Genomic DNA, 18,170 nt, shown 5'->3' with positions numbered 1-18,170 from the left:
AGACAGTCGAGTGAAAAAAGGTGATGTATGCGAGGGAATCATCGAGCGTTATGATTTCCCAAACAAAGGAAGCTTTCAGGTGGATGAGCGCAAGGTGACAATCAAGGGTGCCCTGCCGGGACAGAAAGTGAAATATATGGTAACAAAGAAGAAAAGCGGTATGGCAGAGGGAAAGGTGCTGGAAGTCTTAGAGCGGAGTCCGCTGGAGGATGTAGAGCCGACCTGCCCTTATTTTGGTGCGTGTGGTGGATGCGCCTACCAGACGATGTCGTATGACAATCAGCTGAAGCTGAAAGCGGACATGGTGAAAGCATTACTTGACCGCGTGCTTCTGGCGGAGGATTCCAATTCGAAGGATTATGAATGGGAAGGAATCCTTGGTTCGCCGAGCCAGACTGCGTACCGGAACAAAATGGAATTCACGTTTGGTGACGCCTACAAGGATGGTCCATTAGCACTTGGATTACATCAGAAGGGAAGCTTCTATGATATCCTGACAGTCGATGGATGTGAGATCATTGGCGCAGACTGGAGCCGCATACTCACGGCGACACTCGCGTTTTTCTCCGGGCGAAATGTGCCGTTCTTTCACCGGATGCGCCACGAGGGAATCCTGCGGAATCTGGTTGTGCGCCAGTCGCGTGCAAATGGGCAGTTCCTGATCAATCTGGTAACATCGACACAGTGGGACACATATGGATTTGATGTAAAACAGTTGCTTCAGGAGTTCGTGGAAATGCTGTTGGAATTAGAGAAGTCCGATGCATTTACGGGAAGTATTGCAGGTATTTTGTACACGGAAAATGATGCTTTGGGCGATGTCGTGCAGAGTGATCGGATGGAGCTTCTGTATGGACAGGATTACATCGAAGAGGAAATACTTGGACTGAAATTCAAGATCTCGCCGTTTTCATTCTTCCAGACAAACACAGGTGGCTGCGAGGTGCTATATGAAAAGGCGCGCGATTATATCATGCGGGGCAGCGTGAAGCTCGATGGCGACAAGACCGTGTTCGATCTGTATAGCGGAACCGGTACGATCGCACAGATGATGGCAGCGGTTTCGAAGAAAGTGATCGGAATCGAAATCGTGGAGGAAGCGGTCGAGGCAGCGAAAGAAAATGCGAAAGCAAATGGACTTTCTAACTGCGAATTCATCGCCGGGGACGTGTTAAAGGCAATCGACCTTGTAGATGAGAAACCGGATCTGATCATTGTCGATCCGCCACGGGACGGGATTCATCCGAAAGCACTGGAGAAAATCCTTGCATTTGGTGTGGATGAGATCGTCTATATCAGTTGCAAGCCGACCTCGCTGGCACGCGACTTGGAGACGATTATTCACCGCGGATACCATGTGGATAAGGTGTGCTGTGTCGACCAGTTTCCGAGAACAGGACATGTGGAGACGGTATGCCTTTTGTCCAAACTACATGAAGCGAAGCATTATGTGAATGTAACTGTTGATATGGATGAGATGGACATTACATCTGCGGAGAGTAAGGCTACGTATGAGGAAATTAAGAAATATGTGGCTGATCATAATGACGGGATGAAGGTTTCTTCATTGAATATCGCCCAGGTGAAGGCTAAATGCGGAATTATAGAGCGAGAGAATTATAATTTGCCTAAATCAGGGAATGCGAAGCAGCCACAGTGTCCAAAGGAGAAAGAGGATGCGATCGTGGAAGCATTAAAATATTATCAGATGATATAGGAAAACATTTAGATTGTCTGCTATGGACTTGTTTCATATGAGATGAAAGGTATATAAATATGTTTTTATTCTATGTCAAAGAAGTGCTTTATGCTACTTTTATACTGTGATTTTATAAAATATGCTTGGCATAATTTTCATTTTATAGCGGCAGTATTTTGATAACAGATGACTTTGTTTACATATCAAAGAATATGCTTAATGACTTTGGATTTGAGGAGAAGGGGGAACGATTCGTGAGTGTGTTTACAAAAATGGAATTAGATAAATTATCAGTCATGTATGATGGTGATAAGGACAGAGATGCCACGAGTAAGATTAGAGGATTTTTGTTTCAGGATTATGTTACCATTATGTGTCTCCTTAAAAATCAAGTCGAGTATGTCTGCTCAGAATATCTGGAGGATGTAGATGTTTTTTTCGAGAATGGTACATTTGAGTTTATTCAAGTGAAGTATTATCCGAACACAAATCCGAATATGAAAGAGATTTCGACAGATCTTTATTATCAGTATCTCCGTCTTCAGATGCTTCATAGTACCTTGACATCAATCCCGAGTCTTTATATTCATAGAGAGACAAAGGTTGAAAAACCAACGCTTGATGAGATGAAAAGGTATATTGGCCTTGGAAATGAACTTCCAAAGTCAGTGACTTATCCAGATACTGTGGATTCGGAAACCTGGCTAAGAAAAAATGTTTATATATCGAATAAAAAGGCTGTACAGAAGGAAAAACTTTTTGCAACGATGGCCTCGGAGAAATCTCTGAAAGAGTTTGTTACAAAGTGTGATATCTTCCACAAATCGAATATCAATCAGTATAAAGAGGAATTGATGGAAGCTTTAGCTAAAGCTTATCCGAATCCTGATAAGGATGGGAACGATGAGTGTTGGAAGTTGATTCTGCTGGGGCTTGCGATTTCGTATATGCAGCGGCGTTACATGTTAGTTAATCCCTGTTTTGATCAGATGAAGGTAGATAAAAAAGAATTTGATCAATATATGGCGGAATCTACCAAGACGAGGACGGAACAGACAATCGCAAGTTATCTGGTGAGCATTGTTTGTGAGGAGTATGGTGAGGTTATTAATCACAATGATCTTTCAGATCTACAGACTCATATGTTGAACTTGATTTACCAGAATACAATCCGATGGATAAATGAAATGAGTAAGACTGTGGATGGTCAGTATCAATTATTGAACACATTAAGCGTCGAAGAAGCTGGCAAGATTGCAGGCTATAAGGGAGCGATTGTAGATGATAGATTGCGCTGTATGGCCGAGTGTAAAAGGGACTTTCTTAATTTTTTGAGTTATTTGTGGAAGATTATGCTAAACATTTGTCAGGAAAAGGTGCATGAAGTGACGGAGATTTCTGCTCATTCGGAATTGCTAAATCCATTTTATTACATGGTTCCGAGGGTAACTGAATATATTTGTCTAAATTTTCCTGAAGATAAATGCATAAATCGTACTGTGATTCTTCCTAGGGCAGGGGGAGATTTTAATGGTGTAAAACGAAGGATTGTGGCACGCATGGTGAATATGTCACAAAGACCTGGAAAATGGTTCTTTGCGGATAGCAAACTTATGCGAGGTAAAAACTATTATAAATACAGTACGGCAAACGTAAATGAGAATCCTACGGTTGTGGATCTTGGAGAAGATAGTTTTTATATTGAATGTATGGATTGTATTGGAATTGGAGAGGGTGAGTGGGACAAAACGGATGTTTGCAGTCATTGCATCTTTTCTGTGCAATGTGTCAAAGAGGGAGAATAGTTATGATATTACAGGAAGAGTTTAAGAAAAGTGGCTATAAGGATATTCTCGTTGGTGATACCGCTTCTGAATATGAGATTGATCTAGAGGATTTTTTTGAGTTAAATCATAAGCCGGAAGAGTTATTAAGTATTTTCATTAGCGAGCAGAGAGATGAATTGTTTTTTCTTCTGGATGGAGACTTGGAGGAGATTGATTCATTATGCGATTGTTGGGATGATCGAATTCGTGTGTTTACGATTATTAATGGAAAATCAAAAGCGCTTCATAAATTAAAGTATAATATTGTGCAGTTGATTGTTTATTCCGAAGATACTCCAGATAAGAGCAGAGAAGGCAATTTGTTGATATCAAGAAAAATCATCATTAAGGGCGATATGGCAGATAAGGAGCAGATTGTAATTGATGATGATGAGGTTATTGAATTACCATTCCATATGATTCCAGTAGATGCATTTGCACCAGATGAGGAGCGGATGAAACAACTGAGTCAGTTACTTCCGGAGAATGAGGATCTTTTGGAACTGCTGGAAAAGAAACGGAAAAAAGTGAACAGAAAAGAAAAAGAAGGCGTACTAGATAAGTCTTTTGAGGTACAGGATTATGAGAAGATTAAGGAGTGGCTGGAAAGATGATTATTCGCAAGATTAGAATGGTAAATTTCAGAGGATTTCGCGATAAAACAATTGATTTTGATGGTAAATCGGTTGTGCTTCTTTCTGCTGCAAATGGAGTTGGTAAGACAACAACTATTGATGCTATTGAGTGGTGTTTGACAGGCAATATTGGAAGATTAAAAACTGCTTTTGATACCAGGAGTACCAATGATGCTGATCGTAAGATCAATACCGATGGCATTCTAAAGAACCGAGATGCTGGAACAAGGGAGAGAGTTAGGGTAGTTCTTTGGTTAGTTGACGGAGAAAAGGAGACAATTCTTTGCAGAGAGCAGACAAGCGATGAATTAAATCCAAGGGTATCTAAGGTTACAATTGATGAAAATGAAGAAATAGCGAAACAATTTATTCGAGAATACGTAGGAGATAGTTTCTATAATTTTCATTTTTGTGATGTTCAGAAGTCATTTAATGTGCAAAGCAAAAAGAGAAAGGATATGAAGGATTTCTTTGGTGAGTTTATTACAAACTATGATGAGCAGAAACAGATTGCGGAGAATCTAGATATTTTTGCTGTGGATGTGGACCGCTATATTGAGGATAAGTCAAAACAGAAGGTATCGCAGGAAGTGATTAAGACCCATGAAGAGCAGTTAGCGAAAGCTCGTAAGGATGCGAAGCAAATTTCATATCCTGAGATTATTTTTTATCTAGATGAGACGACGGAGATTGCTAGTCTGAATAAGGAGGAGTTAACTGAGCAAAAAGCGGAAGTGGAAAACTGTGGTTATCAGGTGGCAAAAGAAGTAATTTCTAAACTTGTAGAAAATGAGGCTTTAAAGAGCCAGCAGTCTGTTATCAAAGAGATTGCTTCTTATTGGGAAACGAAAGGAGAGTCTATTAGTCGTGCAGTGAAAGCTGGATTTTCGAAGAATACAGATGCAATTACAACTCTTGAAATAAAATTTAGAAAATTGAAGAGTTTGTCTCTTTCGAAGGATACGATTCTTCAGGATGGTGAATCAGTGATTGCTTTAGATAATGAAGGTTTTACGCAGTCAGATTTTGATGCGGATAAGAAGGCAATTAATGAGAAAGAGAAAAAAGTGAAGGAACTTTCTGACGAGATTGAGTTACTTAGCAAGAATAATAAGATGCTGAAGCTACTATCTTCTCTTTCGGCAAATAAACAAGTGGTGATTGAACATAGAGATACTGCTTTCAAAGAGAATGGTGCTGTTCGATGTCCTGTTTGTGGTTCGGAGTCATTTGCTACTATGGAGGAGAAATTGATTCTTAAGGAAGCCGATGATTATATCAGGCAGAACGGAGAAACTGTTAGTGTAAAAGAAGTAGAAAAGACCTCGTTACAGGCAGAGATTGATGCTCTTTATCAGAAAATTATTAATCGCGCAAAAACTGTAGTGGATAAAGAAAAGGAAACATTAGCGACTGAGATTGGCGATCTAAAAGTCCTGAAGGATGAGATACAGCCATATTTTGATGAGGTCAAGAAATTACAGAAAACCAGAAAAGAGATCAATGTAGAAGAATTGAGTTCAGAAAAGGTAGGGGAATTATTGGCTGCTGTAGAGGGTGCACTTTTAGAAGAATCCAAAGAGCAGGAGATTAGAGATGCTTATCAGCAGATTCTGACGGTTTTAGGTTACGAGTTTGAAAATGAGACGGTGCAGCAGACATATGCAAAGGTGAAAAATCTCGTTACCAGATCCTATGAGGTTTGGAATTTTTCTTATGATGTGCTTGTGTCAAAGCTCAATTCTATTGATAGTATTCTTGCAAATCAGACTTTATCTGACCTGAATCAGAAGCTAGAGGAGGCTAATAAGAAGAATCAGAACCTTGATGCGGAAATCGAAGAACTTCAGAAGCTGAAAGATATTGCATCTCAGAGAGCAAAAGACATTAGGGATATTGTAGAGAAACTTTCGAAAGATGAGTACGAAAAGGTAGGTCCAACTCTTGGCAAGTTCTATAATAAGCTGACAAGAATTAATTCAAGTTATGGAATTAACATTGTTCAGGAGAATGAGGGTATCTCGTTGGTTGATGATAAAGGCAAGAACATCGTTAATATTTTAAGTAATGGTCAGATTAGTGTCTTTATGCTGGCTCATTTTTTTGCAGGCATCAATGCAAGAAATGACCGTGAAAAGATGAAGGTATATTTTATCGATGATCTGACTGCATGCATGGATGATGTAAATATGCTTGTGTTCATGGATTTACTTAAGTATCAGATGTCATCGAAAGCGACTATGGAGCAGTTATTTTTCATTACCTGTGATGACCGTATTAGTAATTTGCTGAAGTATAAGTTAAGTGGACGTGAGATTGAATTATGTGAGCTTTTAGAAGCTGATTTAGTGTAGGTGGTAAAGTCTTTAACAAAATTGGATAATAAATTGGATTATGTACAGTTTCCCAATTGTAAAGAATTGTAATATTACACTTGGTAGAGGCGAAGAGGACTGGTGTGTTTCCCGTGTGGTATATAGGTGCGATTGATATACCATATACAGAGAATAGAGAAGTATGTACAGTTTTACCAAGGAAGTAAAAAGGAGATAACATCTGATGAGGGTAAATCTGGCAAACGAGAATTGGAACGTCAGATTGACAGCGGATACTATGAAAGATATATGCTGTCGCAGAAACCATTGACTCCTGCTATCGAAGGATCCAAAAGAGCAACGGGAAATGTTTTCCTTGACAATTATGTGCTTGATTTTTTAGATGTGCCGGAAACAGTATCTGAACGGGATTTGCAGGAGTGAGAAACAACATGGGATGTGGGAAATAACATAGGAAGATTTACCGCAACATTTGATGTCCGGGCAATGTGGGGGATGTGTGTTTTAACATGGTATGTTTACGGGATGTTAGGGATGTTACCGCCGACATTCGGATGTGGGAGAAGTGGGAATATCAAGAATAGGAATGATATTTAAGATTATAAAAAGAGTTAATTTAATAAAAGTGCCGCATACGGCAAAAATATTAAATGAAAAGGTTGCATAAATTTTTGGAGACGGTTATACTATAATTAATAAAAGCACCGTATACGGCAAAAATATTAAATGGAGGTTGCGATGGAAATAAATAGAGATGTATACCTAGAGCGACTTATTGTTAGAAAACACAATGGATTTATTAAAGTAATTACCGGAATACGAAGATGTGGAAAATCGTATCTGTTAAATACATTGTTTTATAATCATTTGAAAAGTGAAAATATACCAGAAGATCATATTATTAAATTTGCTTTTGATACAGCACAGGATTTAGTAAAAATAGGAGAAAACCCTATTATTCTCGATAACAAAAAAGAAGACCGAAAAATAGATCCTTCCAAATTTCTTAACTGGTTAATGCCACAGATAGAAGGGGATGGGATGTATTATCTTTTGTTAGATGAGGTGCAGAAGTTAGGTGCATTTGAGTCCGTATTAAATGGGTTCCTTCGTAATAGTAATGTGGATATTTATGTTACGGGTAGCAATTCCAAGTTTTTATCAAAGGATATATTGACAGAATTTGAAGGTAGAGGAGATGAGGTTCATGTCCTGCCTTTATCCTTCTCGGAATATTATGCATTTAAGCAGGGCGAAAAAGGTGATGCTTATGATGATTATTCTGTGTATGGTGGGCTTCCGGCAGTCGCACTCATGACAACTGAGGAACAGAAGTCAACCTATTTGATTTCACAGATGAAGAATGTATATCTTAGAGATATTATTCTTAGATATTCTGTACAGGATGATGGCGCGCTCGGTGAGGTAATGGATGTAATTGCATCGGGAATTTCTACATTAACAAATCCTAGAAAAATAGCCAGTACAATGAATTCTGTTCACGGAACGACTACATGCGATACAACGGTTGATAAGTATATTGGCTATGCGGAAGAGGCTTTTATCCTCAACCGTGTAAAAAGATATAATGTAAAGGGAAGAAAATATATTGGTACACCTTATAAAATATACTTTGAGGATATAGGTCTTAGAAATGCACGATTAGCTTTCAGGCAGATTGAAGAGACGCATATTATGGAAAATATCATCTACAACGAATTAAGGTTTCGAGGTTACCAGGTAGATGTTGGAACTGTGGAATCAAGGGAAAGAGATGCTGACGGAAAAGAAGTGCGTGTGCAGAGAGAGATTGATTTTATAGCTACTCTGGGAAGTAAGAAATATTATATTCAGTCGGCTTATGCCATTCCAAACAGAGAAAAGTATGAGCAGGAAACAAAGTCATTTGAACGCACTAAGGATTCTTTCAAAAAGATTATTATTGTCGAGAAGAGTATGAAACCTCGTTATGATGAGAATGGTTATTTGATGATGGGTGTGAAAGAATTTTTACTGGATGCAAACAGCCTGCTTGTCTGATTAAGCTGATTGATACAACAACTGAATAATATGAATGTTAAAAACGACATCGCTATGTTGAAGAAACATGGCGGTGTTTTTTGTCCTTTTCCAATACATAGCTGTCGGAAGGAGCAATAAATTGGATGAACTTGTATATATGCTTGACGAGTGGGCATCCACGAAGAAGTTTAATGATATCCATCGTTATCATGAATGTATATCGACAGCAAGCAGAAATGTAAAAAATCTGTTGCAACGGAAAATGTCGCGTAGTATTATAACGAAGATATTGGAAAAGCCATGTTCAGGTGTGCATTTCTGAAAGGGTGGAGTTGTATGGAGAAGAAAATAAAAGAAGAGATACATTTGAAGAAAAAGAAACGGTTTGTAAAACAAAAAATATCAGGAAAGATCTTTGTGATTATGGGACTGTCTATCATTCTGGCTATAGCAGCATACACATTTATTCTGCAAAGCGCCTATACTAAGACCGCACTGGAAACAGAAATCTCCCGTGATCGAGCAAGTGCAGATGCAGTCCATAAACTGGTGGATGGAAAAATTGGAGGGGAAGATTTTTCACAAATCAAGGATCGTTCAGATGAAGAAACACAGTTTTATAAGGATATTTCCTGCTACCTCAATGAGATCCGGACATTGAATTCTACAAGATATATTTACATTGCTACGAGAGATGAAGAGGGAAAACTGATCTATGTAGTGGACGGCTTGGATCCAGATGCCGGGGATGTAAGACATCCTGGGGATTATATAGAGGATGAAATGATTCCCTATATTGAAAGGGCTCTCTCTGGAGAAAACGTGTACTCCCAAGATATTGTGGACACAACCTGGGGACCGATTTTCACGGCTTGTTATCCGGTACGTTCAAATCTGGATGGAACGGGAGATATTGTAGGTGCATTCTGTATGGAAATGGATATGCAGTCTGCGTATGGCATGGTAGTGAAAACAAAAAAAATTTCTGCAATCTGTGGCTCGATTGTCGGATTGGTGTTGATGATGATCTGTTTGAGCACCTATTTTATATACCAGAAAAGTAAGGAAGAAGAACGGAAGCAAAAGCAATTATTGTTGGAGGCTGCGGAAAAAGCAGATGCTGCCAGCCAGGCAAAATCTACATTTTTACTTAACATGAGCCATGATATCCGAACGCCAATGAATGCCATCATTGGATTTACCAATATTGCATTGCACCAGAATGTTGTTGCAGATATTCATGGAAGTCTGGAAAAGGTACGGGAAAGCTCAAATCATCTGCTTTCATTGTTGAATGATGTTCTTGATCTCAGTCGTATTGAGAGCGGAAAAGCAGTGTTTTCTCCTGAACCGGTGGATATTACCGGACTGACAGATAATGTTCTGGCAATCATGAAAGGTCTTCTTTATAACAGAGATTTGAAGTTTGAAGTATACCGTGATAGACCAAAGAATCCCTATGTTCTTGCAGATGCTGCACGTATTCGGGAAGTTCTGACGAATCTTCTCAGTAATGCTGTGAAATTCACAAAGGATGGTGGAATGATAACCCTGGATATCAGCAGTCATCCGGGAGAGGATGACAAGCATATGATAGTCCGTTATATTGTGAAAGATAACGGTATTGGGATGAGTGAAGGGTTTCAGAAAAAACTATTTAAACCATTTTCGCAAGAAGATGATAGCGGTGCCAGAACACAATATAAAGGTACCGGACTTGGAATGGCCATTACAAAGGAATATGTTCACATGATGGGTGGCAAAATTGACGTGGAAAGCAAAAAGGGTATTGGAACCACTTTCACAGTGGAGATTCCGCTGGAGTTGACAGAGCAGGATATTCATCAAAAGCAAGAAGAACCGGTGTATCGTGATTTGACAGGGGTCAATGTTCTTATGGCAGAGGATAATGATCTGAATGCCGAGCTTGCTACGGTGATGCTGGAGGATGCAGGCATGGTTGTGACACGGGCATCCGATGGAAAGGAAGCGGTCGAACGATTCAAAAATCATCCGCGAGGCACTTATGATATTATTTTGATGGATATTATGATGCCGAACATGGACGGACATCAGGCTGCGAAAACGATCCGGGCCATGGAGAAGGAACGACCGGACGCAAGTTCGATTCCGATTATTGCCTTGTCCGCAAATGCGTTTGCGGAGGATGTCAAGGCTTCCGTGGATTCTGGTATGAATGGACATATTTCAAAACCATTTGACATGGAAGAAGTAACCGCTACCATTGCAAAATACGTCAAACCTTAGAACAATAATAAAACTGTTATGCGGACTTGCGGAGTTTCATGCTATATTAGTGATTCTGATCCCGCCAGTTTTTTGGGGAGACACCATATATATTTTTAAAAGCTCTTGAGAAATGCAGTTGGTTTGGATAGCCGACTGCATTTCCTATATCTGCAATTGATAATTTCGTCATTTTCAGCAGTTCTGTTGCTTTGGACATCCGATAGTGTATCAGGAATTCCTGTGGCGTTTTGCCAATGGAGTTGTGAAATATCTTTCCCAGATAGCTGCGGTTGATGCCGCAACAGGCAGCTATATCTTCGATAGAGATGTCATAAGGAAAATTCTGCTCTACGAAGTTGATTGCTTCTTTTATATAGTAATCGCTCATTTTACCGGTTTTTATCATCCGGGTAGAGGAGGTGGAACGGATGAGTGCATCCAGAAAAAGATAGGAATGACCAATCAGGTGAAAAGGCGGTTCATCTGGGTGCTTGGCAATATAGAGCATTTCATTCATCATGATTTCCCGGTATTCCTTTGAGGTGGCATGATAGATCGGCTGGTTTTTTGAGAAACCGGCAATGTCCAGTGCTTCTTTTACCCGTAATCCATCAAATTCCAGCCAGGCATATTCCCATGGGTTAGTCTTATCTGCGATATAGGTGCTGATCTGTCCCGGATACAGAAGAAAGCCCTGTCCGCTTTTGATCGAATAATTTCTAGTCTCTCCTTTTTGATCCTGAGCCATTAAAAGTCCGGTTCCGGAGATGACATAATGAAACAGATAGTGGGTTCTGGCAGCCGGTCCGAACTGATGAGCCGGTGTACAGCGTTCCCATCCGTACTGATATAGTCCAAGATCTATAAATTTCTCATTTGGAAATATAGAAAAAAGGTATTCATGCATAAAAAAACCTCCTAAAATTAAAACAAATACACGATATAAACTCTACTGTTTTCTACTATATACCAAAATGCTAGATGAATGCAACAATGAGACAAAAATAATGCATTTTGGTATAAAAATGGCGATATTACGATATTTTAACAAGCATTATGATATGTTAAAATGAAAATAACTTAAAAAAGCATGTTATATAAAGAAGGTAAAAGAAGGGAGAGATGCATTTATGCTAAAATGGAAAAAACCATTATTTGTACTTACGATGATGACTGGTTTCTGCTTACTGACGGGGTGTGGCAAGAATAACAAAGACGGAAAAACAGTGATTGAACTGGTACAGTACAAGCCGGAAGCAACCTCTTATTTTGAAGAAGTTGAGGAACGGTTTAATGCCAGTCATGATGATATTGAATTGAAGATCAGTTCTCCGAACGATGCAATGACGGTGTTGAAGACCAGATTTGTTCGTGAAGATAACCCGGATATCATTGGTATTGGCGGTGACATCAATTATTCGAATTTTATTGATGCCGATATGTTGATGGATATTTCTGATTTTGATGGACTGGCAGATATTAAGGAGAATTATCTCACAATCTGTGAGAACCTGAAATTTATTCCAACAGAAGGAACATACAGTGTTCCATATGTGGCAAATGCTGCCGGTATCCTGTATAACCGGGATATGTTTGAAGAACATGGATGGGAAATCCCGGAAACATGGGATGAGCTTCTTGCATTATGCGATGAGATTGAAGCAGAAGGAATTCTTCCGTTTTATATGGGCTACAAGGATACATGGACCTGTCTTTCTCCATGGAACAGTGCAGTAGCTTCATTGACATCCCCGACCGTATGTAAGGATGTTAATAAGGGAGAAACTACATTTTCCGATCAGTATGTTCAGGTTGCGGAAGAAATGAAAACCCTGCTTCAGTATGGGGAAGCCAATCCGGTTGCATATTCTTATAATGATGCTTGTACAGCATTTGCAAAAGGTGAGTCGGCAATGTATATGATCGGAAGCTACGCTGTACCGCAGATTCAGTCAGTAAATCCGGATATCAATATTGATTCATTTGTATTCCCGTCTTCTAACAATAAGGAGGACATGGTTTTGACATCCGGTGTCGATCTTCAGTTCTGCGTGATGGAAGACTGTCCGAATAAGGAAGCAGCCTATGAAGTCCTCCGTTTCCTGTTAGAGGATGAAAATGTACAGGACTATATAGACAATCAGAACGCAGTACCTTGTAAGAAAGGTGATTTCAAGCTTGCATCTATGTTAGACGGTATGCGGGAATATCTGGACAACGGAATCGTGACAGATTATCAAGATCATTTTTATCCATCTGAGATGGCAGTAGATGCAATGATTCAGACTTATCTGTTAGATGGAGATACAGAAGCGTTTTTGAAGAAATTTGATACGGAATGGAAACGGTACAATCGTGACCTGATCACAAAGGTTCGCAAATATGAGCAGGAGCATTCCGGAGAGGAGGAATAGAAATGGATACAAAAAAGACAGAAGATATGAAGTTTGTTAAAAAGAAAAAGAAAATGTCCGGAAAATCCAGAACATTTATGTTGATCACAATTCCTATTGTAGCATTATTCTTTACATTCAACACGTTGCCTTTGATTCAGGGTGCGATTTACAGCTTTACCAATTTCCGTGGGTATGGCAGCTATGAGTGGGTTGGTTTTCGGAATTATATTGATCTTTTTCATGATGCAAGAGTTGGTTCATCCTATCTTTTTACATTTAAGCTGGCTATAGTAACAACGATCATCGTAAATGTTGTCAGCTTGATTCTTGCGATGGCATTAAACAGCAAGATTCGTTTTAAGAGCGGTCTTCGTGGACTGTATTTCCTGCCAAATATCTTAGGCGGTCTGGTTGTTGGTTATATTTTTAACTATTTCTTTACTTATATTCTGCCACAGATCGCAATCATGCTCGGTTTTGAGGGAAACAGTATGCTTGCAAGTTCTAAAATGGCCTGGCTTGCAATCGCAGTCGTATGTGCATGGCAGTCGATCGCGATGAATACAATCATTTATATATCCGGTCTTCAGACGGTTCCGGAAGATGTATACGAAGCAGGATCTTTAGATGGTGCAACCGGATTTGCAAAATTCCGTTATCTGACATTCCCACTGATCCTTCCGTTTTTTACAATTAATGTAGTTCTTTGTATGAAGAACTTCCTGATGGTATTTGACCAGATCATGTCGTTGACAAAGGGTGGTCCTGCGCAGAGCACAGAATCTATTTCCTACCTCATCTACAACAATGGTATGAGTGGCGGACAGTTTGGATTCCAGAGTGCAAATGCAGTCGTGTTCTTTATTGTAATCGTAGTGATATCTGTATTACAGATGCATTTCCTGGGTAAGAAGGAGGAACAGTTATGAAAAAATCGCAGAGACAGATCAGAAAAGAATATAAAGAAAAGGGGATTAAGACAGGAAAGGAACGATATAATATCGGGGTTACGATTCTGTTGATCCTTGGTCTTGTAACCATCCTGTTCCCATTATATATGACGGTTATGATCGCATTTAAGCAGCCGTCTGAGATGACAAATGATATCCATGGAATTTTATCTTTTCCACAGCACTGGAGCCTGAGCAATTTTAAGGAAGCTATGGAGGTGACAGATTTCTGGCATTCTCTCGGTAACAGTTTATTTATCACACTGACAACGATTGCATTATCGATCGTGATACATTCCCTGATCGGTTATGTACTTGGACGAAGCAAGAAAAAGAATCGGATCTATAATGGAATTTATCTTTATCTTGTCAGTGGTATGTTCGTGCCATTCGCTATTTTGATGATGCCGCTTGTAAAACAGACAGCAAAAATGGGACTGGCAAATATGATCGGTGTGGTGTTACTTTATACAGTATTTTATCTTCCGATGAACACAATGTTATATGCAGGATATCTGAATAATCTTCCGCTTGAACTGGAAGAGGCAGCCTATGTAGACGGATCCACGACATGGACAACTTACTGGAAGATTATCTTCCCGAATATGAGACCAATGCATGCAACGGTTGCAATCCTTACAGCCCTTGGTACATGGAATGACGTTATGACACCGCTTGTAATTATGTCCGGTGATCAGAATACACTTCCGCTTGCGCAGTTGAATTTCCAGACTCAGTTTGGAACAAATTACAATCTGGCCTTTGCATCTTATCTGCTAGCGTTACTTCCGATTCTGATCTTCTATATTATTTGCCAGAAACAGATCATAGCAGGTGTGGCAAACGGAGCAGTAAAATAAAAGGAGACCTAATTTATGGCTATTATATATAACAAAGAGAAAAGAATATTTTCACTCCATACGGAGCATACCACTTACCAGATGATGGCCGATGCACATGATTATTTGCTCCATCTGTATTACGGAAAGCGCCTAGATTCGGAAATGGATTATATACTGACTTACTACGATCGCGGTTTTTCGGGAAATCCATATGATCTTGGAAATGACCGTACGTATTCCCTGGATGCACTTCCTCAGGAATTCCCTGTTCTTGGAACCGGTGATTACAGAACAACGGCAGGAAAGATTCGTGAAGCAAATGGCTGTATGGCACTTGATCTCCGCTATACAGGCTATCAGATTCAGGACGGTAAGTATGATCTCCCGGGACTTCCGGCAACACATGCGGAAGCTGCACAGACTCTGTGCATATATCTGAAGGATGAAAGAGTCGGCGTAGAAGTGACATTATTATATGGCGTGTTACCTGACTGCGATGTAATAACCAGAAGTGTAAAAGTTACAAATGCCGGAAGGAATGAAATCTATCTGGAGAAGCTTTCCAGCGCATGTCTTGATCTTTTGTATGGAGATTATGATGTATTGACATTTTATGGACGGCATGCAATGGAACGGAATATGCAGCGAACACCGGTAACGCATGGCAGACAGGTAATCGGAAGTAATCGCGGTACGTCCGGCCATCAGTATAATCCATATATGATTCTTGCGGAACATGGCACAACAGAGACCGCCGGAGCCTGTTATGGTGTATCACTGGTGTACAGTGGAAGCTTTGAGGGAAGTGTAGAATTAGATCAGTTTGACCAGATCCGTCTGATTATGGGTCTTCAGGAGGATTTCTTTTCCTATCAATTAAAGCCGGCGCAGACATTTTATGCTCCGGAAGCAGTTCTGTCATATTCCGCGTATGGAATGGAACAGCTATCCAATCAGATGCATCATTTGGTGAGAGAGCATATCTGTCGCGGAAAATATAAAGATCAGATTCGTCCGGTTCTTGTAAATAGCTGGGAAGCCTGTTATTTTGATTTTAATGGTGAAGCAATCGTTAATCTTGCGGAGCAGGCTGCAGCACTCGGCGTGGAGCTTCTGGTCATGGATGATGGCTGGTTTGGCACAAGAGATGATGATAATTCATCCCTTGGTGACTGGATTGTAAATGAAGATAAGCTGGGCTGTTCTCTTACGGAGCTGACAAAACGTGTTCATGACAAAGGTGTTCAGTTTGGTATCTGGATAGAGCCGGAGATGGTTTCGGAAAACAGTGATCTTTACAGAAAACATCCGGAGTGGGCAATTCAGGTTCCCGGTAAACATCCGGTACATGGCAGAAATCAGCTTGTACTTGATTTTGCAAATCCAGCGGTGGTGGATCACATCTATGAACAGATTGCAGCTGTCCTTAGGCAGGGCGATATCAATTATGTGAAATGGGATATGAACCGGAGCTTATGTGATATATATTCCGGCAGTATGGTATGGCAGGGAAATGTAATGTATGACTATGTGCTTGGTGTATATGACCTGTTGGAACGACTGACGCAGGCATTTCCGGATATGTTATGGGAAGGCTGCTCCGGCGGTGGCGGAAGGTTTGATATGGGTATGCTGTATTATACACCACAGATATGGTGCAGTGATAATACAGATGCAGTTGATCGTATCCGTATCCAGTACGGTACGTCGTTTGCTTATCCTTTATCCACGATGGGAGCCCATGTATCTGCGGTGCCGAATCATCAGACCGGCAGGGTGACGGATATGAATACCAGAGGTGTGGTTGCCATGACAGGCGCATTCGGATATGAACTGGATCTCGGAAAGTTATCGGAGGAAGATAAGACGGCAGTCCGTGAACAGATTAAAACCTATCATGAAGCAGCGCCGGTTATTTTAAAAGGGGATTATTACAGATTAAGTAATCCGTTTGAGGCGGAATATGGAGCGTGGATGTCTGTCGATGAAGGGAAAAAACATGCAGTTGTAGGTGCCGTTTTATTAAATACACATGGTAACCGTCCTGTATTTTATATTCGCTTGAGAGGGCTTGCGCCGGAACGTTCCTATCGGGATAGGAAAACAGGTGTTGTATATTCAGGAGCTGCTTTGATGGAGCTTGGTATGCCGTTTACAATAGTGTCCGGTAATTATCCAAGCTATCAGATCCTGCTTGATGCAGTAGAATAAGAATAAATAGGACTCCCCGGTTTCTGTTTGCAGAGATCGGGGAGTTTGGTAAAAACAATAGAGTAAAAGAGATATAAGATGATCAGAAATGAGGTGACGGACAGATGGATACGAAAGAAATTACAGTATCAGATCTGGCACGGGAACAGATCAGAAACGCAGAACGATTATTTCCGCTGATTTTGGAAAAAACAGAAGAAAGAAAAGAGAAAAAAACAATCATATCGGTATCCGGAGGTTCTGGTGTTGGTAAGACCGGAATGGCTTTTTTGCTTCAAAATATGTTTGAAAAACAGGGAAAGAAATCACTTATTATAAGCGGGGACAATTATCCACATCGGATTCCCATGTATAATGATGCAGAACGAATTGCGAGATTTCGTATGTCCGGATTAAATGGACTTATAACGGAAAGGCTATATACAGACGAAGTAAAAGGAAAACTATTAGAGCTTCAAAAAGCCGGAAGGGATGCAGAAGAACAGGAGGACATGCAGTGGTTATCCATATATCAGAAGTATGGAGACAAGGCTCTTACAGACTATCTGGGTACGGATCAGGAGCTGGATTATGAAGCTGTGTCGAATCTTCTCATGCAGTTTCATGGAGGAACCTCACAACTGTTGCTACGTCATATGGGAAGAACCCCGGATGATATCTGGTATGATCGCCGGGATGTATCAGATACAGATATTCTGATTCTTGAATGGACACATGGAAACAGTACATACCTGCAGGGGGTGGATGTATCTGTTGTATTGATCAGCACGCCGGAAGAAACACTTGAAAACCGAAAAAAGAGGAATCGTGACACTGCCATTGACAGTCCTTTTGTAGCCAGAGTATTAAGAATTGAGCAGAAAAAGATTAATGATGGACTGGACCGGGCAGATATCATTCAGGATATGCATGGCAGGATTTATAAGGAATGGTAAGTGAACAGGAGGCTGTGGAATATGAGGAAAACAGAAATAGAAGAAAAAAATATGACTGATATAAATAA

General features: G+C 40.2%; 13 protein-coding genes. 12 read left to right on the top strand and 1 reads right to left on the bottom strand.

What is annotated here, in order from left to right; translation table 11 throughout:
- Positions 1 to 10: 10 nt before the first annotated feature.
- From rlmD to ACZQK9_RS06860, 7 genes are all read left to right on the top strand, one after another.
- Positions 11 to 1,717 carry a 23S rRNA (uracil(1939)-C(5))-methyltransferase RlmD gene (gene rlmD, locus ACZQK9_RS06890; RefSeq protein WP_483270092.1) on the top strand — a complete coding sequence of 569 codons (1,707 nt, stop codon included), beginning with the start codon at positions 11 to 13 and terminating at the stop codon, positions 1,715 to 1,717.
- Positions 1,718 to 1,953: 236 nt separating this feature from the next.
- Positions 1,954 to 3,504, top strand: coding sequence for a hypothetical protein (locus ACZQK9_RS06885; RefSeq protein ID WP_483270091.1), 1,551 nt, complete (start codon positions 1,954 to 1,956; stop codon positions 3,502 to 3,504).
- A gap of 2 nt (positions 3,505 to 3,506) precedes the next feature.
- Positions 3,507 to 4,139, top strand: coding sequence for a hypothetical protein (locus ACZQK9_RS06880; protein WP_483270090.1), 633 nt, complete (start codon positions 3,507 to 3,509; stop codon positions 4,137 to 4,139).
- Positions 4,124 to 6,514: an ATP-binding protein gene (locus ACZQK9_RS06875; protein WP_483270089.1), complete on the top strand. Its 2,391-nt coding sequence runs from the start codon at positions 4,124 to 4,126 to the stop codon at positions 6,512 to 6,514. Before ACZQK9_RS06880 ends, ACZQK9_RS06875 begins: the two co-directional genes overlap by 16 nt.
- A 720-nt stretch (positions 6,515 to 7,234) precedes the next feature.
- Positions 7,235 to 8,536: an ATP-binding protein gene (locus ACZQK9_RS06870; protein WP_483270088.1), complete on the top strand. Its 1,302-nt coding sequence runs from the start codon at positions 7,235 to 7,237 to the stop codon at positions 8,534 to 8,536.
- 121 nt (positions 8,537 to 8,657) lie between these two features.
- Entirely contained in the window at positions 8,658 to 8,840 is a 183-nt protein-coding gene (locus ACZQK9_RS06865) for a hypothetical protein (protein ID WP_483270087.1), read from the top strand.
- A 14-nt stretch (positions 8,841 to 8,854) separates the two neighbouring features.
- Positions 8,855 to 10,786, top strand: coding sequence for an ATP-binding protein (locus ACZQK9_RS06860; RefSeq protein WP_483270086.1), 1,932 nt, complete (start codon positions 8,855 to 8,857; stop codon positions 10,784 to 10,786).
- Between the two features lie 46 nt (positions 10,787 to 10,832).
- Here ACZQK9_RS06860 and ACZQK9_RS06855 read toward each other — a convergent pair whose 3' ends face one another.
- Complete coding sequence (locus ACZQK9_RS06855; RefSeq protein ID WP_118671153.1) at positions 10,833 to 11,675, bottom strand: AraC family transcriptional regulator; 843 nt, start codon at positions 11,673 to 11,675, stop codon at positions 10,833 to 10,835.
- Positions 11,676 to 11,898: 223 nt separating this feature from the next.
- On the opposite strand from ACZQK9_RS06855, the gene ACZQK9_RS06850 reads away from it, so the two are divergent.
- From ACZQK9_RS06850 to ACZQK9_RS06830, 5 genes are all read left to right on the top strand, one after another.
- Positions 11,899 to 13,182, top strand: coding sequence for an ABC transporter substrate-binding protein (locus ACZQK9_RS06850; protein ID WP_483270085.1), 1,284 nt, complete (start codon positions 11,899 to 11,901; stop codon positions 13,180 to 13,182).
- 2 nt (positions 13,183 to 13,184) lie between these two features.
- A complete protein-coding gene (locus tag ACZQK9_RS06845; protein WP_238297551.1) occupies positions 13,185 to 14,093 on the top strand; it encodes a carbohydrate ABC transporter permease in 909 nt (302 codons plus the stop codon).
- Positions 14,090 to 14,974 carry a carbohydrate ABC transporter permease gene (locus tag ACZQK9_RS06840; RefSeq protein WP_483270084.1) on the top strand — a complete coding sequence of 295 codons (885 nt, stop codon included), beginning with the start codon at positions 14,090 to 14,092 and terminating at the stop codon, positions 14,972 to 14,974. Before ACZQK9_RS06845 ends, ACZQK9_RS06840 begins: the two co-directional genes overlap by 4 nt.
- A 15-nt stretch (positions 14,975 to 14,989) precedes the next feature.
- Positions 14,990 to 17,167 carry an alpha-galactosidase gene (locus ACZQK9_RS06835; RefSeq protein WP_483270083.1) on the top strand — a complete coding sequence of 726 codons (2,178 nt, stop codon included), beginning with the start codon at positions 14,990 to 14,992 and terminating at the stop codon, positions 17,165 to 17,167.
- A 104-nt stretch (positions 17,168 to 17,271) separates the two neighbouring features.
- Positions 17,272 to 18,102 carry a zeta toxin family protein gene (locus tag ACZQK9_RS06830; protein WP_483270082.1) on the top strand — a complete coding sequence of 277 codons (831 nt, stop codon included), beginning with the start codon at positions 17,272 to 17,274 and terminating at the stop codon, positions 18,100 to 18,102.
- Positions 18,103 to 18,170 lie beyond the last annotated feature (68 nt).

It is taken from the genome of Wujia sp. (genome assembly GCF_056872695.1).
The sequence above is the reverse complement of the archived record's forward strand: the minus strand, read 5'-3'. Positions and strand labels throughout refer to the sequence as shown.